We start from the raw sequence: 19,868 nt of genomic DNA on the forward strand, positions 1-19,868 counted from the left end.
GATTTTCTCTGACAAGCGTTGATTCAGGCAAAGTCAATGTGGAATGGCAGTGACTGCAAGGCATTTTCTGCGGTATCCAGGTTGTCTTTATTTTCCAGTGTGACTGTTGCAATCAATCCTTTCAGTTGGTCCGTGGTGATCCGGACGCTGGCTGCAACATCAATTTCTTCAAGGGCTGAAGTAAGTGCGTATTCCGCGGCCATTTCACGCAACTGTGGTTTGAATACCTTGCCGACAGCGGTCAGTGGAATGGCATCAATGATTTCGATACGCTTGGGGATGGCAGCACGCTCGGAAATATGCTCCTGGCAGTAAGCCAGTAGTGACTCGACATCTGCATGGTGTCCGGGTTTTGCTACTACGTAAGCGATGGGCAGCTCACCAGCGTGGGCATCGGGTTGGCCGATGGCTACCACGTCGGCGACGTCCGGGTGCTGGAGCAGGGGTTCTTCAATTTGTGCGGGGTCGATATTGTGACCGCCACGGATAATCAGATCCTTTGCTCGCCCGGTTAGAAACAGAAAGCCATTTTCATCCTGATAGCCCATATCGCCAGTGTTGAACCAACCATCCACCCACGCTTTGTCGTTGTCGCTTTTTTCGAGGTAGCCGGCAAACACATTGGGACCGCGAGTCAGAACAATTCCGGCTTCATTGGGGCCACATATTTTGGTGAGCTTATTACCATCTATGTGACCAATGATTCTCTCAGCGTAGGGCAGGCGTAAGCCACAGCTGCCCAGTGGTACTTCCGTCGCCTTTTGGCTCAAAGACAACACAGCGCTGGTTTCTGTCATGCCATAACCATTGCGAACGCGACAATCGTAACGTTTCTCAAAATTGACCTTTAAGTGGTCGGGTAGCGGTGCGGCACCACTAATCACTTCTTCCAGAGAAGAAACGTCATGATCGCCAACAGGAATTTCATACAAAATCGACAAAATAGTTGGAACGGCTGCCACTCCCTTAAAGCGAAAGCGTTCAACATGATTCCAGAAGTTTGCCACGACGTTGGGGTTGCGGAAACCAGCTGGCGTCATTATCACGAGTCTGATTCCGGCAGCAAATGCAGAGACTCCCGTGACAACCAGACCAAAAATATGGAAGAGCGGCAGAGCACAGGGACTGGTATAGCGTGGCTCATCAGAACCCATGTCGGTGGTTAACTGACCGACAAAGGCGAAGTTGCTGTGATTGAGTTGAGCAACCTTGGGGCGTCCGGTTGTGCCACCGGTGTGCATGTAAGCCGCCGGATCGTCGCCGTGGAAGCGGCGCTCGGAATCCAGTTTGCTGTCGTTGTATTCTTCAATCACTGCGTTGTAGTCGATCATTTCCACGTCAGCTCTGGGAGCCTCCGGCAGTGCTTCAGTCATGCCCGGGCGTTGAACAATGATCATGTGCGTGATTGCCGGTACCTGTTTCACGACTTCTACCGCTTTGTCCCACATTTCGCTGTTGCCCAGAATCGGGGCGGTGGTGATGAGTACCCTGGATTGGGTTACTCCCATGATTTCGGCCAGGTGATGGGCATCCAGCAGCGGATTGAGAGGGCTGGTAATCCCTGCTGCCTGAGAGCCCCAGATGGCAAAGTAAGTCTCTGGCAGGGTAGGCATCATGATTGAAACTGCATCTCTCTCCTTGACACCTATACTGTGCAGGAGGTTTGCCGTCTGATTAATGCGACGGGCAAGCTGGCGGAAACTGGTGGACTCTGCGGCTTCTCCAGCCACTCCGGTGGGCAAGAACTCGATGCTGGTGTCGTCTCCCCACTTTTCACAGGCTTTGGTGATCAGATCGTAGGTGTTGGTCCAGGGGTAGCGCTGTGAAAGAGGGCTTTTCTCAAATTGCTCAATGACCTTCAGGGTATGCATTTCTGAGGCTCTGGGGCCTTGCGACAGTGCTGCATTCATCAGTTTCTCTCCAAATTTAAGGGCGGATTCCTGGCCCGGCCGGTTTTGAACCGCCCCCGGGCTGAATCTAAGAGGACTGGCCTCTGATTTATTATTGGGTGCTGTAGATTGCTTATGTCTTTCTGTTCTAAAAATCTTTAGGTCTATCGTTTTGGCGTTGCTTGATGCTTTGCCCGCCATAGGACAGGTGGCTTATTCTAAACAATATTGAGATGATAATTCCACTCTGCGGAATTACTTGTTAGTATTTGCCCTTACTTTAGTCTGAAATTTAACCGTTGAGGCGAAAGAAAGCCATAAAAACTGCCCAAATAAAGATTCATCGCTCAAGGTTTTCAATAAAGCCGGTAGCAAGCAGGCAATTTGGCCAAGCACAGTACATATCCAAAAAATCTAGAGAGAGCCGCAATGATTCGAGACCACGAAACGCTTAATCAGCTAATAGACACTCTGTCGCGTTATGTTCGAGATCGCCTGGTGCCACTTGAGTCGCAAGTCGCTGAAGAAGACGCCATTCCCGATGCCGTCGTGGAAGAAATGCGTGAAATGGGGTTGTTTGGCCTGACCATTCCCGAGGAATACGGCGGATTGGGTCTCACCATGGAAGAGGAAGTTTTGGTTGCCATGGAACTGGGGAAAACCTCCCCGGCGTTTCGCTCCCTGATTGGCACCAATAATGGCATTGGCTCCGCAGGCATTGTGTTCGATGGGACTGAGGAGCAAAAGCAGAAATACTTGCCGAAGTACGCCTCAGGTGAGCTGATCGGCTCGTTTTGCCTGACTGAACCGGATGTGGGTTCTGACTCCGCTTCCGTTAAAACCACTGCTGTACGTGATGGCGACCACTATATTATCAACGGTACCAAGCGTTTTATCACCAATGCGCCGCGTGCGGGTACCTTTACCGTGATGGCCCGTACCGATAGCAGTGTTAAAGGGGCTAAAGGTGTCTCGGCTTTTATTGTGGAAGCCGGTCTCGAAGGTATTAGCCTGGGCGCAAAAGACAAAAAAATGGGACAGGCAGGCTCTCATACCTGTGATGTTATCTTCGATAACGTTCGTGTACCGGCAGACAGTCTGATTGGTGGTGTTGAAGGCAAAGGTTTTTACACGGCGATGAAGGTATTGGATCGCGGACGTTTGCACATTTCTGCGGTCAGTGTCGGTGTTGCCGAACGGTTGATTGATGATGCTTTGCGTTTTTCAATGGAGCGCACCCAATTTGGTCAGCCAATTTGTGAGCATCAGTTAATTCAGGCGATGCTGGCGGATTCTCAGGCGGAAACCTACGCCGGTAAATCCATGGTGATGGAGGCTGCCCGCAAGCGCGACCGTGGTGAGCCTGTCAGTACTGAAGCCGCCTGCAGCAAGTTGTTTTGCACCGAAATGGTTGGCCGGGTCGCTGATCGTGCGGTTCAGATTCATGGTGGCGCTGGCTATATCTCGGAATACGCTGTGGAGCGTTTTTATCGCGATGTTCGCCTGTTCCGTTTATACGAAGGAACCTCCCAAATTCAACAAATTGTGATAGCCCGCAATATGGTGAAAGAAAAGCAGTAACTGAAAACTACCAACCGACACACGTTTACTATAAACCAGAAAGGAGAGAGAAAATGAACGTAGATTTCTCTGCAGAGGAACTGGCCTTCCAAGAGGAAGTACGCCAGTTTCTGAAAGAAAAGCTGCCTGCAAACATTGCAGAAAAAGCGAAAAAAAACCTGCATTTTGAAAAAGAAGACTTTGTAACCTGGCAAAAGATCCTCGCTGAAAAAGGCTGGGCAGCAGTGAACTGGCCAGTTGAATACGGTGGTACCGGCTGGACTTCAACCCAGAAATACATTTGGAGCAATGAGTGTGCGAAAGTAGGTGCCCCGGGTGTGATTCCATTTGGTATGAGCATGGTTGCTCCGGTTATCTACGGTTTTGGTAACGAAGAGCAAAAGAAACGCTTTTTGCCAGACATTCTCAACAGTAACGTCTGGTGGTGTCAGGGGTATTCCGAGCCCAATGCTGGTTCTGACCTTGCATCCCTGAAAACCACAGCTACTCGTGACGGCGATGAGTATGTCGTGAACGGGACCAAAACCTGGACGACCCTCGGTCAATACGCAGACTGGATTTTCTGTCTGGTGCGCACCGGTGGTAGTGAGGCAAAAAATCAGGAGGCCATCAGCTTCCTGTTGATCGACATGAAAACTCCAGGTATTACGGTTTCTCCAATTTACATGCTGGATGAGCGCCGCGAAGTTAACGAAGTTCACTTCGATAATGTGCGTGTCCCTGTGGAAAACCGCATTGGTGAAGAGGGTAAAGGCTGGACTTACGCCAAAGTCCTGCTCACCCATGAACGTACCGGTATTGCCCGGGTTGCCCAGAGTAAAGTTGCCTTGCAAGGTGTGAAGAAAACCGCCAGTGAGACCAATGACTTTGGTCGTCCTCTGATGGAAAACCCTGCTTTTGCTCAGAAAGTTGCAGAGCTGGAGATTGACCTTCTGGCTCTGGAGTACACCGAGCTTCGCACACTGGCAGCTGTCAGTACGGGCAAAGCCCCTGGCCCCGAATCTTCTATTCTGAAAATCAAAGGCACCGAGATTGCTCAGGGCATTGACGAATTGAAGATGGAAGTTGCCGGTTACTATGCAGTGCCGTTCCTTGATGAGCAGTTCGATATTGACTTCGATGGCGAGTGGGTTGGCCCGGGTTCCGCAGCGAATACTGCTCCGACTTACTTCAATAATCGTAAGACCTCCATCTATGGTGGCAGTAACGAAGTACAGAAAAACATTATCTGCAAAGCCGTTCTCGGCCTGTAAGAGGAGGATTAATCATGGATTTTTCATACAGCGAAGAGCAGCAAATGCTGCAGGACAGCATCGCCAAGTTTGTTCAGAACGATTACGACTTTGACACCCGCATGAAACTGGTGAAAAGCGAAACCGGTTACAGTGAAGAAAACTGGAAGTTGTTCGCCGAGCTGGGTTGGTTGATGGTGCCTTTCTCTGAAGCCGATGGCGGTTTGGGTGGCAGTGCCACCGACCTGATGGTTGTGATGGAAGAATTTGGTAAAGGGATTGTGATTGAGCCTTTCCTGGCTACCGCAGTAATGGGTGGTGGTCTGGTTGCTGCGGCGGGCAGTGATGAGCAAAAGGCTGAGCTGATTGGCGGAATTATGGAAGGCGGTCTGCAAATGGCATTTGCCTATGCTGAGCCTCAGAGCCGTTACAATCTGGCTGATGTCGCAACTACAGCCAGGAAAGACGGTGATAATTACGTTCTGTCCGGACATAAGGCGGTTGTGCTGAACGGTGGTGCGGCAGATGTCATTGTTGTATCCGCGAGAACTTCTGGTGATCAATCGGACGAAGAGGGTATCTCACTGTTCCTGGTGGATGCCAAATCAGACGGCGTACGCATCAAAAGCTACCGGACTCAGGATGGAGGCCGTGCGGCCGAAGTTCATCTGGAGAATGTGTCTGTACCAGCTGCCAAGCTGTTGGGTGAAGAAGGTAAGGCTTTGCCGGTTATGAATCAGGTGATCAACCGTGCCATCTTGTCCATCTGCGCTGAAGCTGTGGGCGCCATGGAAATGTCTTACAAGAAAACGGTTGAATACAGCAAAACCCGTGTTCAATTTGGTGTGCCTATTGCCAAATTCCAGGCACTGCAGCACCGTATGGCAGACATGTTTATTGAGCACCAGCAGGCCAAGTCCATTGTTTTGATGGCAGCGATGAAACTGGATCAAGGCGGGGCAGAAGCGGATAAGGCTGTGTCTGCGATGAAGTCTCGTATTGGCAAGGCCGGCCGCAAGATTGGGCAGGAATCTGTTCAGATCCACGGTGGTATTGGCGTGACTGAAGAACTGGATATAGGCCACTACTTTAAGCGTCTGACCATGATCGAGCTGTTGTTCGGTACCGGTGATTTCCACACCCAGCGTTTCGCCGCACTGTAAGACCTTATTTTATATAAGCTTTTTCAGTACCGAGAAAGGGGCAGTTGTAGATTCAACTGCCCCTTTTTTGTTGGTTTTCTGATCTTTGTTTATGCCTGCCTTAACTGCCAGTTAAAGTATGTCACCTTTAAGACAGTCTCTGCAGATGCTGTCTCCTAGTATGCTTTCTTTTGCTCGGGGAAAACGATGTTTGAATGGTATGTCGAGAATGAGTACTGGTTTGCGGCTGTCCAGCTGTTTTTGGCAATGCTGGGTATGGGAGCGACCCTGAAAGTTCAGGACTTTAAAACGGTTTTAAAAACGCCTAAAGCGGTCACTCTGGGCTGCCTGATACAACTGATGGCAGTGCCTTTAGTGACTTTTGCAGTGATGGCTTCTCTGGGATTGACCGGAGGGGTATTGGTCGGTCTGGCCTTGATCGCAGCTATCCCGGGTGGTTCTGTCTCCAATATTTTCACTTATCTGGCTAAAGGCAGCGTGCCATTGTCGATCTCAGTTACCGCATTTACGACGGTAGCGTGTCTGGTTACCACTCCGTTGATTTTGGGCTTTCTGATTAACGCCTATATGCCACCGGACTTCACCATGCCAGCTGGACAGATTGCCACTGAAATCACCCTCTGTCTTCTGATCCCTCTGGTTCTGGGGATGCTGATTCTTAGATTTATACCGGGCATTGCCGAGTGGGTTTCCCGCTGGGGTATTCGCGGGTCGCTGTTTGCCATTCTGTGTATTGTGGTGGGTTCTGCGGGCGCAGGAAGGCTCAATGTCGAAGCCTTTGGGCTGGAGAATGTGGCGTTGGTCTGCCTGTTCTTTCTGGTATTGGCGGCGATCGGTGCGGTTCTTCCACGCCTGTTTGGACTCGTTCGCGAAGATGCTACAGCCATTGAAATGGAAGTGGTTGTTCGGAATATCAATCTCGGGTTGCTGATTAAAGTGTCATTATTTCCAACAGTGAACGGTGTTGCAGATCCGGTAGGTAATTTTGTTCTTTTCTCTTTGCTATTATATGGTGCATTGCAGACCTTCCTGGGATTGGCATTGGTGGTATGGCGAAGAAAAAGTACCCCGCAGTTACAGCCAGAATAATGGAAGTACACATTCAATAAGTCCGTAGGAGCAGGGTTGAACCATGGATAAAGGCATGGCGACAGAGTTGGTTGACGGGGTGTTCCTGATCGACAGTGGTATGGTTCGTATTGGATTGGCGGCCTGTTATCTGGTCCGTCGCGGAGATCTTACTGCCATTATCGAAACGGGGACTCGACACAGCGTTCCGGCCATTATGTCAGTACTGTCCCAGCTGGAGATTCGGGCGGAGCAGGTGGACTACGTCATCGCTACCCATGTGCATCTGGATCATGCCGGCGGCGTGGGATTGCTGATGCAGGAACTACCGGATGCACAGCTGATCATACATCCCAAGGGTGCTCGCCATATGATCGATCCGACGAAATTGCAGGCAGGGACGACGGCTGTTTATGGCGAGGCTGCATTTCAGGAAATGTATGGCGATCTGATCCCTGTGGACGAATCCCGTATTCGAATTGCTGAAGATGGTGACGAAATATTGCTGGGAGGCAAACCGCTCAAATTCCTGGATACACCTGGACATGCCAATCATCACTTCTGTGTCTGGGATGAGGTCAGCAGGGGATTTTTTACCGGTGACACCTTTGGAATCGCCTATCGGGAGCTGGTCCTTGAAGGTCAGCCCTTTATCTTTCCTACCACAACACCCGTTCAATTTGATCCGGAGGCATTGAAGGCCTCCATTGGCAAATTGATATCCATGAAGCCCGAAAGAATGTTTCTCACCCATTACGGTATGGTGGAAAAGCCAGAGCAGCTTGCTCCCCAGTTGCTGGAACAGATTGATGACTATGTGGCGCTGGTGATGGAGATCGAAAAGGACATGAGTGATGCGGAAGGCTTGTTCGAGTCTATACAGACCCGCCTGACCGAATACACTCTGGAGCGGGCTATTGCTCACGGGTGTGAGCGCGAATTGGCTGCGGAAACCATCGCTTTTGATATGGGGCTCAATGCTCAGGGATTGGTGGTCTGGTCACAGCGCCGAAGCGCTGCAAACCAATAACACGATTACATACGACTCTGTATTTTGCTTATAGCAAAGTCAGTTTGTTGTTCACTCGGCTTACCCGATGTTCAATGGACGTGCTCAGTAACCTTATCGCTTCGGGAACTGGGTTCAGGAACTGTTCGGCCCGGACTTTTTCGCTCTCATCAAGGTGCTGGTACGCATCCACACACCGTTGCCACATCCATTGCATATAGGGGAATGTCAGACGAGTACCCTTTATGCCCTCAATCACAAACGGGCTTTCACCGATGGCTCGCGGCAGTGATTTCTCTTCGTGGGCCGCAGCCCAGTTAGCGATCTGCGATATGGTGTCCTGTAACACCGGCCCTTGTTCTGAGAACATCCTGCTCAAAATCGGCAGCAGGGTTTCAGGAATCTGATCGTCGGGCAGAAAATCTCCGCTCTGCGGTTCGGGATCAATCATTCGCTTCACCCAGGCAACGACATTCGGTGCGTGTTGTTCCATTAAACGGCCCGAGTATGGATCCCGATAAAGGTGTGCGTACAACGGGCCAATCAAGCCAAAATCACCAATCGAAGGCCGGCTGCCAAGCAAAAACGGATATAGCTCGAAGTGCTTGTCCAGATCAGCCAGTAATGCCAGATAGCTGCTTTCTATGGCCGGGATATTCTCGGGCATTACACCAAGACGGGGCAGGGCGCCGGCAAAAGGCCTGGAGTTGGCTTGACCTATAGCCTGTTGTTCTTTTTCCGAAGCCTGCGGCGCAGAGGTGCGGCCAAATTCCGTAATGGCAAATTCACGATTTTCTTCAAGATTCCAGCGGTAGTGCATGGCAGGAATGACCAGCCACTCGTCACCGTAGGTTTCCAGCAACAGGGCGATCAGCTTCTGACAGGCACCGTCGGGATAAATGCTGTGTTCCAGGTAACGTTGCTCCAGAAAGTCGATAATCTCTGTGGTGTCCTGCAGTGCAACATCATCCTCGGTAATGAAGACCGGTATGTAGCTGACGCCCGTCCGGGGAAGAATGACATCGCGATAGACGTCTTTAGAGGCAATGACTTCTTCAAATGGAATGTTTTTATATTTTAAATAGCAGCGAAGCTTCCCGGTATAAAGGGAGACTTCGGCGCCAATCAATTGATGTTGAGTCATAAGTTTCTTGCTGGTTGTGTTTGTCTTTTGCAAGGCGTGATTTACAGCGCCTTGACCTCTACAGGGATACCGTTCAGAACAGCATTGCCGGACAGTTGATCCACTAACTGCTCGTCGCTGAGATCGTTGGAATTGATGCCAGGATTTGTCTGAGCTACCCGCAACTGTACACCTTCGAGATCGTGACCCCAACCGTGAGGCAGGCAAACTGAACCGGGCATCACGGTGTCGGTTACTTCAATAACCACGGTAAGTTCTCCTACGCGGGAGCTGATTTTCGCCTTGCAGCCGTTATCCAAACCTAATGACAGAGCATCAACAGGGTTTATAAACAAGCCACAACGGTCTTTACCTTTTACCAAACGTTGGCTGTTGTGCATCCAGGAATTATTGGTGCGAAGATCCCGTCGGCCAATAAGCTTCAGCTTGGTCTCATTCTGGATTGAATCCGCAAAAGCCTTGAGCCGCTCGAGGTCCTGAAGAAACGGTTCCGGCATCATGTTGATCTTCTTGTCTTCCGTAAACAAGAGATCAGGGAAACCAGGTTGCAGTGGTCCAAGATTCAAGCCGTGTGGGAATTCTTTCAGTTTCTCCAGTGTCAGCCCCTCAGTATGATGAGTCACCTCATTGCCATTGTATTCATCAAAGCTTTCAGCGTAGGGGCCGGCGCGCAACGCGTAATCCAGCATGGTCTTCAGTGGCATGGGTTTCTTGGGCTCAGCCCCGCGCTTGAGTTTAGCCAATCGGTCTATTAAACCGGTCATGATTTCATAATCTGACAGTGTATCCTCCGAGTGAGGGAATAGTGCTTCAGAAAACTTGGCGACGTTGTGTACGGATAACAGGTTGAAGACGATGTCGTATTGTTCATGCTCCAGCGGGCCGGTTGGTGGCAGGATAATATCGGCATGTCGGGACGTTTCGTTGAGGTAAAAGTCCAGTGAAACCATAAAATCGAGCTCGCTCAACCCCTTGTCCAGTAAGCGGCCATTGGGCGTCGACAGCCCTGGATTCCCGGCAATACAGATGAAGCCTTTTACCTGACCTTCGCCGGGAGTCGTCATTTCATCAACCATGGCCGAGGAGGGCAGTTCGCGATTAAATTCGGGCAGTCCACGAACACGACTTTGGTAGGTATTAAAACTGCCAGCCTGGCTTGGTTGTATCCCTGAATCCACAGCGGGTTTTGTAAACATCATGCCGCCACGGTTGTCCAGATTGCCTGTGATGATGTTCAGGGTGTTGATCAAATAGTGATTCAAAGCACCGAACTCCTGGGCGGAAATGCCCATACGCCCATAACAAATCGCTTTGTCTGCGGCGGCGTACTCTTCGGCAATGCGCTCAATGTCGGCTTGCGGGATTCCGGTTATTTCAGCCACTTTGGACATGGGGAAGATATTGAATAAATCCAGCAGTTCCCCCCAGTGAGACATCATGTTTTTCAGTCGTCCCGGCTTATACAGCTCTTTTTGTATGATGTGCTGAATCAACCCTACCAGGAAGATGGCATCGGTTGTCGGGCGGATAAAGTGATGTTCTTGAGCGTAAATGGCGGTTTCGTTTTTGCGCGGATCAATCAAGACCAGCTTGCCACCACGTTCGTGAATACCTTCCAGGCGTTTCAGGATATCTCCGCCGGACATCAGGCTGCCATTGGAGGCGGCGGGGTTGGCTCCGAGCATGAGCATGTAATCGGTGTGATCAACATCGGGAATGGTAAAAATCTGACCGTGTCCGAACATCAAATAAGAGCATAATTGGTGAGGCATCTGGTCAAGGGATGCTGCAGTAAACAAGTTTTTGGAATTCAGCTCTTTACGGAGCTTGTTGGCTGTCATCAACAGGCCGAGGTTGTGAGAGGTGGGGTTGCCCCAGTAAGCGGCTACAGCGTCTTCACCGTGTTGTTGTTGAACGTTCGCCAGTCCTTCAGCAGCGTAATCGAGCGCTTCTTCCCACTCAACTTCCAGCCATTGCCCATCGACTTTACGTAAAGGTTTCTTCAGTCGGTCGGGGTCGTTATGGAGATCTTGCAGGGAATAGCCTTTGGGACAAATGTGCCCCCAACTGTGCTGGTCCTTATCGTCGCCTGAAATTGCAATGATTTTAGTGCCCTGGTATTGAATCTCCACACCGCACATGGCTTCACACAGGGTACAACTGCGGTAATGGGTCTCTACCGGCAGCCTGGCTTGAGCTTCAGATTCGGCGAGCGCCGCTGCTCTGGCATTGCGAATCACGCCCAGCATGTTGTCGACGTTGGTCTCCTTGCGGCGGGGACGTCCTTCGATTTTACCTTGCTGTTGTTCGTGCTGATCCAGTAACTGCCAGTCCGGGAAACTGATGAATTCAATGCCGCGCTCTGCGAACAGAGTCTCTACATCTTGCTCGATAGGCTCCAGTGACTCTGGCAGTGCTGACATCAGCTGATTAACAGTGTCCGAGGCACAGTGCTTATTAGAGCCGATCACACCACTGGCGCCTCGTTTGATCCAGCCTGCGACATACTCTTTCGCGTCTCCGGAATTCACGCTGGCGTTGTCATTGGTGATCACACCGCGACGATCATCGTATGGGAGCCCAGAAATGGCTTCGCCCTGATAACCGGTGGCGTTAATAATCAACCCGACTTGCAGTGAGTTTGTCTCATCACTGGCTACGGCGGTAACCCGGTTGTCACGTCGTTGCAGTTGGTTGCGTACGATGCGTATTTGTTTTTCACCCTTGTGCTCCGTGATGGATTCGGGGCTGGATAAAAACATGAAGCGAATACGCTTGGTATCCGGATGCTTGCTCAAAGGCCGCTGGGCGATAAGACGTAACAATTCCATGTTTTGGCGGGCTTCACTGAACTCCGGTAAAGCAAGCTCGGCTTCAGATTCGGCGTCCAGTTGCAAGTCGGCCGGGTTAATGATCAGATCCAGCCCTTCCAGTGCGATCAACTGTTCCAGTTCTTTGGGGGTAAAGGCTGATTGCACTGGGCCACGACGGGCCAATAGACAGACTTCGTTGATTTGGCTGTGTTTTAGCGCCAGCAAAGATGGATCAGCGATATCGGTTTTGGCCAGCTCATCGTGAGGCAGGATCAATATGCGGGCAATATCCAGTGCTACGTTGCCAATACCAATGATGGCAGCCCTTTCGCTTGATAGGTCAGGGGCCAGATCTTGATGGTCAGGATGGCCATTGTACCAACCGACAAAATCAGACGACCCAAATATGTTGTTCAGTTCGGCACCGGGTATGGTTAACGGGCGGCTTTTGGATCCTCCGGTGGCGTAGACAACGGAATGATAGAGTGATTTCAACTCACTGGTAGAGATATCCGTGCCTATGTTGACGTTGCCAAAGAAGCGCACCTGATCGCTTTCTGCAATTCGCTCAAAGCTGGCGGTGACTGACTTGATACGCGGGTGATCCGGGGCAACCCCATAACGGACCAGCCCGAAAGGCGTGGGCAGCTTCTCAAATATATCCACTTTGGCTGAGGGCATGTTCTTCAGCAGGGCTTCGGCGGCATAGAATCCCGATGGTCCTGAACCCACGACCGCAAATCGACCGGCCAGTGCAGCCTGTGCGCTGGTAGCCGCTTGTTGAAAAACGCTCTCACGAATGACTGGCAGCTCTTGGGATTTCTCAGCGTTGATGGCGATATAGTGTTTTTGATCTTCTGGTACCGCAGTTTCGGGGAAGATGGCTCGCTCTGGACACTCTGTTAAGCAGGCGTTGCACTCAATACAGGCCTTCGGGTCGATATAGAGCATTTCGCTATCCTGGCGAAAGGCCTCTACAGGGCAGACATCGACACAATTGGTATGTTTGTGATTGATACAGGCTTCAGTTACCACGTAGGCCATGGGCGGCTTTCCTCGAGTTTTTGTTGTATTCAGTCGTTGCGGGATGGTCCGTACTGCTACTGGGATCACGGTTGTGGCGTATGGTAGAAAAGCACGAGAGGTAAGTATTGACGATTATTGTGTCGTTGACATTTTGTGCCATCATCTCAATACTCTCGCTATGAAAAACTCAGCCGTTATCCCTACCAGCTTTATTGCCGTTCTGATCCGCTATCTGGATGAGAGAAGTCTTGTGGCACCAGAATTACGGCAAACTCTGGGTGCTCTGGCTGAGCAGCCGCATATTGCCAATCTCCGTTTCTCTGAACTTCTGGCTGAAGTTTATGAGATCTCTCCGGTCCCGGCGTTTGGGGTGCAATTGGGACGCATGGTCCAACCCAGGGACTTTGGACTGGTGGGGTATCTGCTGACTGCCTGTAGCACTCTGGGGCAGGCATTGACCCGTTATGGCCGATTTCAGACTCTGGTGCTGACGGACCTCAGTACTCAGGTGGAAGTCAGCAGCGGTGTGATCAGTCACCGATGGGATTTACAGGATGCCGATACGCCCATTGCCTGTGAGTTTGGAGTGGCCCTGTTTATCACGTTGTACCAGTCGCTGATTGGCAAAAGCATTCCGCCGGTTAAGGTTGGTTTGCCTTTTTCCGAACCTGAAGATAAAGCTCTCTACGAAGCGTTGTTGGGGTGTCCGGTCGTCTTTAATACTTCCTGTCTGATGGTCGATATTCCATCAAATTTGATGTGGATGACTATTTCCAGCAGTGACCCTTATCTTCGCAAGATTTTCGACAGACAGGCGGAAGCTCTATTGTTAACCCGTGAGCACAGTCGATTTTCGCGAGATAAAGCCCCACCCGGCGACCAAGAGGATTTTTTGGAACAGCTGCAACAGCAATTATTGATGGCAATGAAAGACGGCGATACCCAGGCCAGCCGCCTGGCCAGCGAAATGGGGTATTCCCTGCGTACTTTTTATCGCAAATTGGCTGATGAGGGTTACAGCTATCGTTCGATCTTGGCGGGGCTGCGAAGACGTCTTGCCAAAAAGTATTTGGCCGATCCGTCTTTGTCCTATTCTGATATAGCCATGTTGTTGGGGTATTCTGAGCAGAGTGCGTTTATTCGCGCATTTAAGGATTGGATGGGGGTGACGCCAGGGGAATTTCGTCGGAACTTGAGAGGGGATTAAAGCCGCTGCTTTTACATTTCATATTGCTGGTCAGCTCTAAGAGTCAAACTGGTACCTTTCTCAAAAGAGCAGAATATGGAGGGAGAGGGTAAGCGGTCTGCCGATATCTTAGCTTTTCCTGCTTCACACCACATCCATCACATTGGCGAGACCCGTGATAAAGAAAGTGACGTGGTCACAGCCCTGCTGCAACTGCATTGGAAAAAGGAGTTCCCTTTACCATCCATAACGATACGCCTGTTGTACCGCCGGATATGATGCGTTTGCTCTGGGTAGCGGTTAATCGTGAAACTCGCAAAGGCACTATTCTTGGAGTGAACCCTCTGACAATAGATCCAAAAACAATTAAAGACATACCTGTGCTGGAAACTATTTCACACGGCAAGACAATTTATAAACGTTAATAGGATCTCATTCCTCGCTGAGAAACCGAGCTTTATGCTCGGTTTTTCTGTATTGGACTATTGGAATTTTAAAGCTGATGGTTTTTTGAGCGATTAAAGACTGGTTAGTTGTTTTCTGGCGAACTGGTTCTTTATCAAACGGGTCAGACGTATTGTTATTGAGGTATGGCTCCAGCCTGGACTGGAACGCGTATTTTTAATCGGTAATAGGAAAATATCATGAAGCGAAGTTTTGCCAAATTGGCGATGGCTCTGTCATTGACATTGCCATCGATCAGCACGCTGGCAGCGGTTATTGAGCCTGCGGACAAAGTCTTTCTGGGGGAGCACATCATTACGATGGATCCTGCCATAGACGATGCGGATGCGGTGGCAATTCGTGGTGACAAAATTGTTTTCGTTGGCGATGAAAAAGAGGCGAAAGCCTACATTGGCGAGCAAACGAATGTGGTTGAGTTGGGTGATAAAGCCCTGATCCCCGGCATGATCGATGCCCATGGTCACTTTACCATGGCAGCTCGTATGATTAACTTTGCCAATGCTTCTTCACCTCCGGTAGGTCCCGCAGAAAACATCGGTGATATTGTCGAACTGATGAAAGCCCACATTGCCAATACCAAGCCCGCTAAGGGTGAGTGGGTTATGGGGTATGGTTATGACGATTCCCTGTTGGCGGAAAATCGCCATCCCACGCGTGAGGATCTGGATGCGATTTCGACTGACTATCCGATTTTCTTGATGCACGTCTCCGGTCACTTGGCTGCAGTAAACTCGGCGGCACTGGCGGCAGTGGGTATGAACGCGGATACGCCTAACCCGGATGGTGGTGTTATTCGCCGGTTTGCCGACAGTAATGTGCCCAATGGTGTTCTGGAAGAAAAAGCCATCTATCCTTTCATGATGCCGTATTTTGAGTCCAGTGCAAAAGATCCGGCGAAACTGGCCCAGCAAATTGCCAAGGCGGTGACTTATTTCGCCAGCTATGGGGTTACCACCATCCAGGATGGCGCAACAGCAATACACGACGTAAAAATGTTGAAGGCTATGGGCCAGCAGGGCTTGTTGACCGCTGACATTACCGCATTTCCCCATGCCACCATGCTCAATGGTGCAGATCCGAAAACCCTGTTTGAAACTGAGTATACCAACGGCTTGCGGGTATCCGGGATCAAGTTCAGCCTCGACGGTTCTCCGCAAGGCCGTACTGCGTGGATGACTCATCACTACCATGAGCTGCCGGATGGTGCCGAAGAGGGTTACACCGCTTATCCGACTGTTGATCCCGTAGCTTATAAAGCGGAGGCAAAAGCAGTACTGCAGGCGGGTATTCCAATTCTGGTTCACGCGAATGGTGATGCCGCCATCGATCTGGCACTGGACAGTGTCGAGGAAGCTTTTGCCGGTCAGGAGATTCCTGATCATCGCTCGGTGATTATCCATTCCCAGCTGATGCGTGAAGACCAGTTGGATCGTGCCAAGCAGCTGAAAATGATTCCTTCCTTTTATTCTGCGCACCCATTCTTCTGGGGTGACTGGCACCGCCTGAGTTTTGGTGACGAGCGCGCGTTTGGCATCAGCCCTACGGGAACGGCTTTGAAAAAAGGGATTCCGTTTACCGTTCACAACGATACTCCAGTGGTACCACCGGATATGATGCGTCTGTTGTGGTCCACCGTAAATCGTGAAACCCGCAAAGGCGTGGTGCTGGGGCCGGATGAGCGGATTTCTGCCAAAGACGCCTTGCACGCAGTTACATTGGGCGCCGCCTATCAGTATTTTGAAGAGGATACCAAAGGTTCTCTGACGGAAGGCAAGCAAGCGGATCTGGTTATTTTAGGAACAAATCCTTTAGATATAGACCCTCACGAGCTGAAAGACATTCCTGTTCTGGAAACCATTGCTCGCGGAAAAACCATTTTTAAGCTGTAAGCAAAGAGTAATCTGTTAAAAAGCCGAGCTGTTTGAGAGTGTTGTAAGACATCTCATTGGCTCGGTTTTTTTATGTCTTAAATTTGAATAATGGCGCATTTTTGATTAGAGATGTTTAAAACTCCCTCTGTTTGCATTCATGGACTATCTTTAGTGGGACTTTGCCTCAATTAACTTCAATCTCTTTAGAAACATTGAAAAGATTTGATCAATTGAGGGACTCTGGGGCAGGAATTGATCCGGCTGAGCTATGTGAATGTTGGTTATACTTAAGGAGAGGTTGAATGATTCAATCTGTTTGGGCCCGAATGGCGTTGTTTGTATGTTGTGGCACTTTAGCAACGGATCTGCTGGCGGCGGACAGTGAAGCTCTGGCCAAGCAACTGGCTAATCCTGTCGCATCACTGGTTAGTGTGCCTTTTCAGCTGAATTACGATCACAATCTTGGTCCGGATGACGAGGGTGAGCGTTACACATTGAATATCCAGCCAGTGGTACCTTTTTCAGTCGGGGATGACTGGAACCTGATTTCGCGTACTATTTTACCGGTAATGTATCAGGATGATGTCGTGCCGAATGAAGGCAGCCAGTCCGGTATCGGCGATGTGGTACAAAGCGTATTTCTCTCGCCCAAAGAGCCCACTTCGGGGGGCTGGATTTGGGGGGTAGGGCCAGTCTTTTTGTTACCAACCGCCAGTGATGAACTGCTCGGAACTGAGCAGTGGGGGGCAGGTCCCACCGCGGTCATGCTTCAGCAGCATGGCCCCTGGACCAATGGCGTACTGGTCAATCATATCTGGTCCTATGCTGGCGACAATGATCGTGCGGATGTAAACAGTACGTTTTTTCAACCGTTTATTACCTATACCACCAAGCAGGCCGTCACTTTTTCGTTCAATACAGAGACCACTTACGATTGGGAGGCCGATGAGGCGTCAATCCCCGTTAATTTTGTCGCATCGAAAGTGATGAAGTTTGGTGATCAAACCGTGAGTCTGGGAGCTGGGCTGCGTTATTGGGTGGATACGCCAGATAATGGCCCCGAAGGCTTCGGGGTGCGTTTGATTATGACGTTCTTGTTTCCAAAATGAGTGAATGTCTTTAGCGCCTGTGCTGGTGTTAGCTTAGCTGCATGTATTCGCTGCTGTATAAATTCTTTTTGAGAAAGATAAAAAAACCGAGGATTGAGACTCGGTTTTTTTTATCTTTTCTAATGTTGCTGCGCAGTAGGGATCATCAATCCCGCTGGGTGATCAGCCCTACAAAATTACAGGGCTTCTGGCGGCTGTCCAATTGGGGTTTGATGATATTGTCCCAGCCGGTTTTGCAGGCATTATTGGACCCTGGGAGGCAGAAAATGACGGTGCGGTTTGCCAGTCCACCGACACAGCGAGACTGAATGGTCGAGCTGCCGATCTGATCAAAAGACACCTGTCTGAACAATTCTCCGAAGCCATCAATGGTCTTATCAAACAAAGGAATCATGGCTTCCGGTGTGCTGTCACGACCATGAAAGCCGGTGCCGCCGGTGATGAGAATGCCGTGAATATTGTCATCGGCGATCCATTGAGACGTCACTGCACGAATTTGGTAGATGTCGTCGATCACGATCTTGTGATCGAAATACACATGGCCGGCTTCCTGAAGGGCGTCGCGCAGCAAGTGACCGGACGTATCGGTTTCTTCTGTGCGGGTGTCGGAAACGGTAAGTACTGCCAAATTTAAAGGAATCAGTTCTGAGCTCATAAGGCGATCCGTATTATTGTTCAGGTTGTAAGGTAAGCTGACAGTATTCGCTGATAAACAGACCAATACTGTTGATATTATCGAGAGCGAGCAGAGGACCAGAACAACCGTAGTCTGCCGGTAAAACATTTTGGTCACTGGCGATGGCGACAATGGGCTGGGCTTCTTCGCTTAAGCGCTCGGTATTATTGCTGGGGCGCACCACCTGAATTTTTGGTTGATCGCCCATTTTAAAGCCCTCTACCAACACCAGGTCTACTGGATCCAGTTTTTGCAACAAGTCTTCGAGTTCCTGTTCCTGCTGATCACGCAGTTCGTTCATTAATGCCCAGCGGTGGCTGGATGCCAGCAGCACTTGCTGAGCGCCGGCTTCGCGATGCTTGAAACTGTCGGTGCCGGGGCGATCAATGTCAAAATCGCAATGCGCGTGTTTTATGGTTGATACTTTGATGCCGCGAGCACAAAACCAGCGTACCAGTTCGCTGACAAGGGTAGTCTTACCGCTGTTCTTCCAGCCGGTGATACCGAAAACTTTTGGGGATGATGTTTGCACTGAATGATTACGCGTGACTGAGGTTTGTTAATGAAGGAGTCTCTGAACAACGATAGAAAAACAAATCGCTTAGCCGCCAGTTGCATTCATGAAGCGTATGATTTGTGGTGCATCGTCTTCATAAAAATGATGCTTTTCCGGTTTTACGGTCATGGCATCAACAATAACTTGTTTGAGTTTTTCTCTTTCGCCGGGATAGCGTCGGATCACTGCCTTGAGATCCACAGCGTTCTCGTTGCCGAGGCAAAGCAGCAATTTGCCTTCAGCGGTAACGCGAACACGATTACAACTGCTGCAAAAATTCTCGCTATGGGGTGAGATAAAACCGATTTTAGAGCCCGAGCCAGCAATACTCCAATAGCGGGATGGTCCACCGGTTTCATGATCGCTGGGGCTTAGGTTGTACTGCTGTCCAATCAGTTCCCGCAACTCGGAGCTGGAACAGAATTCACTTTGGCGTCCATGTTCAGTGACCTGACCCAAAGGCATTTCTTCAATAAAACTGATATCCAGCTCGTGAGCAAGAGCGTACTCCACCAGCGGCAAAACCTGATCGAGATTGCGGTTTCTCAGGATGACAGCATTCAGTTTGACGCGTTCAATGCCGGCGTCCCTGGCGGCCTCTATACCTTCAAGAACATCTTGAAGTTTGCCGAAACGAGTAAGATCCGTAAACTGCTCGGGATCAAGGGTGTCGAGGCTGACGTTGATTCGTTTGACGCCAGATTGAGCCAGCTCCTGGGCATATTTCGATAGCTGTGAACCGTTGGTCGTGAGCGTTAATTCGTTGAGGGAGTCAATCTGGCCCACTTGCTCAAACAGGGTGGTTATCCCTCGGCGAACCAGGGGCTCACCGCCGGTAATTCGGATCTTGTTGACGCCTAATTCCGCAAAAGCCTCACAAATCTCAATGCTCTCTTCCAGAGTCAGTACCTGGGCTCGGGGCAGGAAAACCATATCTTCTGCCATGCAGTAGACGCAGCGGTAATCGCAGCGATCTGTCACAGACAGGCGCAGATAGGTAATGTCACGGCCAAAGGCATCGGTTAACTTCATGGCTAATATTTGATCAGTCTCGGCATAAAACAGCTATATTGTGGCCTA

General features: G+C 50.3%; 15 protein-coding genes. 9 read left to right on the forward strand and 6 right to left on the reverse strand.

The window, feature by feature from the left end:
* Positions 1-23: 23 nt before the first annotated feature.
* Positions 24-1,910 carry an acyl-CoA synthetase gene (locus tag KOI40_RS10050; RefSeq protein ID WP_216097382.1) on the reverse strand — a complete coding sequence of 629 codons (1,887 nt, stop codon included), beginning with the start codon at positions 1,908-1,910 and terminating at the stop codon, positions 24-26.
* A 408-nt stretch (positions 1,911-2,318) separates the two neighbouring features.
* On the opposite strand from KOI40_RS10050, the gene KOI40_RS10055 reads away from it, so the two are divergent.
* The 5 genes from KOI40_RS10055 to KOI40_RS10075 all read left to right on the forward strand — a co-directional run bounded on the left by KOI40_RS10055 (position 2,319) and on the right by KOI40_RS10075 (position 7,963).
* A complete protein-coding gene (locus tag KOI40_RS10055; RefSeq protein ID WP_216097383.1) occupies positions 2,319-3,470 on the forward strand; it encodes an acyl-CoA dehydrogenase family protein in 1,152 nt (383 codons plus the stop codon).
* A gap of 53 nt (positions 3,471-3,523) precedes the next feature.
* Positions 3,524-4,723: an acyl-CoA dehydrogenase family protein gene (locus KOI40_RS10060; RefSeq protein WP_216097384.1), complete on the forward strand. Its 1,200-nt coding sequence runs from the start codon at positions 3,524-3,526 to the stop codon at positions 4,721-4,723.
* A gap of 14 nt (positions 4,724-4,737) precedes the next feature.
* The gene (locus KOI40_RS10065; protein ID WP_216097385.1) at positions 4,738-5,865 is read left to right on the forward strand and encodes an acyl-CoA dehydrogenase family protein; all 1,128 of its coding nucleotides are present in this window, start codon (positions 4,738-4,740) and stop codon (positions 5,863-5,865) included.
* A gap of 186 nt (positions 5,866-6,051) precedes the next feature.
* Positions 6,052-6,954, forward strand: a complete 903-nt coding sequence (locus KOI40_RS10070) for a bile acid:sodium symporter family protein (RefSeq protein ID WP_216097386.1) — start codon at positions 6,052-6,054, stop codon at positions 6,952-6,954.
* A gap of 43 nt (positions 6,955-6,997) precedes the next feature.
* Positions 6,998-7,963, forward strand: a complete 966-nt coding sequence (locus KOI40_RS10075) for an MBL fold metallo-hydrolase (RefSeq protein ID WP_216097387.1) — start codon at positions 6,998-7,000, stop codon at positions 7,961-7,963.
* Positions 7,964-7,991: 28 nt separating this feature from the next.
* Here KOI40_RS10075 and KOI40_RS10080 read toward each other — a convergent pair whose 3' ends face one another.
* Positions 7,992-9,086: a glutathione S-transferase gene (locus tag KOI40_RS10080; protein WP_216097388.1), complete on the reverse strand. Its 1,095-nt coding sequence runs from the start codon at positions 9,084-9,086 to the stop codon at positions 7,992-7,994.
* A 41-nt stretch (positions 9,087-9,127) separates the two neighbouring features.
* The gene (locus KOI40_RS10085) at positions 9,128-12,943 is read right to left on the reverse strand and encodes a molybdopterin-dependent oxidoreductase (protein WP_216097389.1); all 3,816 of its coding nucleotides are present in this window, start codon (positions 12,941-12,943) and stop codon (positions 9,128-9,130) included.
* A 160-nt stretch (positions 12,944-13,103) separates the two neighbouring features.
* Between KOI40_RS10085 and KOI40_RS10090 the strand changes: the two genes are divergently transcribed.
* From KOI40_RS10090 to KOI40_RS10105, 4 genes are all read left to right on the forward strand, one after another.
* On the forward strand, positions 13,104-14,132 hold the full coding sequence (locus KOI40_RS10090) for an AraC family transcriptional regulator (protein ID WP_216097390.1): 1,029 nt from the start codon (positions 13,104-13,106) through the stop codon (positions 14,130-14,132).
* Positions 14,133-14,329: 197 nt separating this feature from the next.
* Positions 14,330-14,536 carry a hypothetical protein gene (locus KOI40_RS10095; RefSeq protein ID WP_216097391.1) on the forward strand — a complete coding sequence of 69 codons (207 nt, stop codon included), beginning with the start codon at positions 14,330-14,332 and terminating at the stop codon, positions 14,534-14,536.
* A gap of 219 nt (positions 14,537-14,755) precedes the next feature.
* Positions 14,756-16,465: an amidohydrolase gene (locus KOI40_RS10100; protein WP_216097392.1), complete on the forward strand. Its 1,710-nt coding sequence runs from the start codon at positions 14,756-14,758 to the stop codon at positions 16,463-16,465.
* A gap of 284 nt (positions 16,466-16,749) precedes the next feature.
* Complete coding sequence (locus KOI40_RS10105; protein ID WP_233710177.1) at positions 16,750-17,556, forward strand: transporter; 807 nt, start codon at positions 16,750-16,752, stop codon at positions 17,554-17,556.
* A gap of 145 nt (positions 17,557-17,701) precedes the next feature.
* On the opposite strand, the gene moaB is transcribed toward KOI40_RS10105, so the two are convergent.
* The 3 genes from moaB to moaA form a co-directional block, all read right to left on the reverse strand.
* On the reverse strand, positions 17,702-18,211 hold the full coding sequence (gene moaB, locus KOI40_RS10110; protein ID WP_216097393.1) for a molybdenum cofactor biosynthesis protein B: 510 nt from the start codon (positions 18,209-18,211) through the stop codon (positions 17,702-17,704).
* A gap of 13 nt (positions 18,212-18,224) precedes the next feature.
* Positions 18,225-18,764 (reverse strand): molybdopterin-guanine dinucleotide biosynthesis protein B, encoded by a 540-nt coding sequence (gene mobB, locus KOI40_RS10115; RefSeq protein ID WP_216097394.1) that lies wholly within the window; start codon positions 18,762-18,764, stop codon positions 18,225-18,227.
* A gap of 69 nt (positions 18,765-18,833) precedes the next feature.
* On the reverse strand, positions 18,834-19,820 hold the full coding sequence (moaA, locus tag KOI40_RS10120; RefSeq protein WP_216097395.1) for a GTP 3',8-cyclase MoaA: 987 nt from the start codon (positions 19,818-19,820) through the stop codon (positions 18,834-18,836).
* Between the last annotated feature and the right edge of the window lie 48 nt (positions 19,821-19,868).

Origin of the sequence: Pseudomaricurvus albidus, from assembly GCF_018863235.1 — a bacterium.
Taxonomy (GTDB): Bacteria; Pseudomonadota; Gammaproteobacteria; order Pseudomonadales; family Cellvibrionaceae; genus Pseudomaricurvus; species Pseudomaricurvus albidus.

Bases quoted from the DNA above. Each gene is read 5' to 3' on its own strand.
- KOI40_RS10105 (WP_233710177.1), top strand. From the start codon at position 16,750: ATGATTCAATCTGTTTGGGCCCGAATGGCGTTGTTTGTATGTTGTGGC.
- KOI40_RS10060 (WP_216097384.1), top strand. From the start codon at position 3,524: ATGAACGTAGATTTCTCTGCAGAGGAACTGGCCTTCCAAGAGGAAGTA.
- KOI40_RS10055 (WP_216097383.1), top strand. From the start codon at position 2,319: ATGATTCGAGACCACGAAACGCTTAATCAGCTAATAGACACTCTGTCG.
- KOI40_RS10050 (WP_216097382.1), bottom strand. From the start codon at position 1,910: ATGAATGCAGCACTGTCGCAAGGCCCCAGAGCCTCAGAAATGCATACC.
- moaB (WP_216097393.1), bottom strand. From the start codon at position 18,211: ATGAGCTCAGAACTGATTCCTTTAAATTTGGCAGTACTTACCGTTTCC.
- KOI40_RS10090 (WP_216097390.1), top strand. From the start codon at position 13,104: ATGAAAAACTCAGCCGTTATCCCTACCAGCTTTATTGCCGTTCTGATC.
- KOI40_RS10080 (WP_216097388.1), bottom strand. From the start codon at position 9,086: ATGACTCAACATCAATTGATTGGCGCCGAAGTCTCCCTTTATACCGGG.
- KOI40_RS10070 (WP_216097386.1), top strand. From the start codon at position 6,052: ATGTTTGAATGGTATGTCGAGAATGAGTACTGGTTTGCGGCTGTCCAG.
- moaA (WP_216097395.1), bottom strand. From the start codon at position 19,820: ATGAAGTTAACCGATGCCTTTGGCCGTGACATTACCTATCTGCGCCTG.
- KOI40_RS10075 (WP_216097387.1), top strand. From the start codon at position 6,998: ATGGATAAAGGCATGGCGACAGAGTTGGTTGACGGGGTGTTCCTGATC.
- KOI40_RS10100 (WP_216097392.1), top strand. From the start codon at position 14,756: ATGAAGCGAAGTTTTGCCAAATTGGCGATGGCTCTGTCATTGACATTG.
- KOI40_RS10085 (WP_216097389.1), bottom strand. From the start codon at position 12,943: ATGGCCTACGTGGTAACTGAAGCCTGTATCAATCACAAACATACCAAT.
- KOI40_RS10065 (WP_216097385.1), top strand. From the start codon at position 4,738: ATGGATTTTTCATACAGCGAAGAGCAGCAAATGCTGCAGGACAGCATC.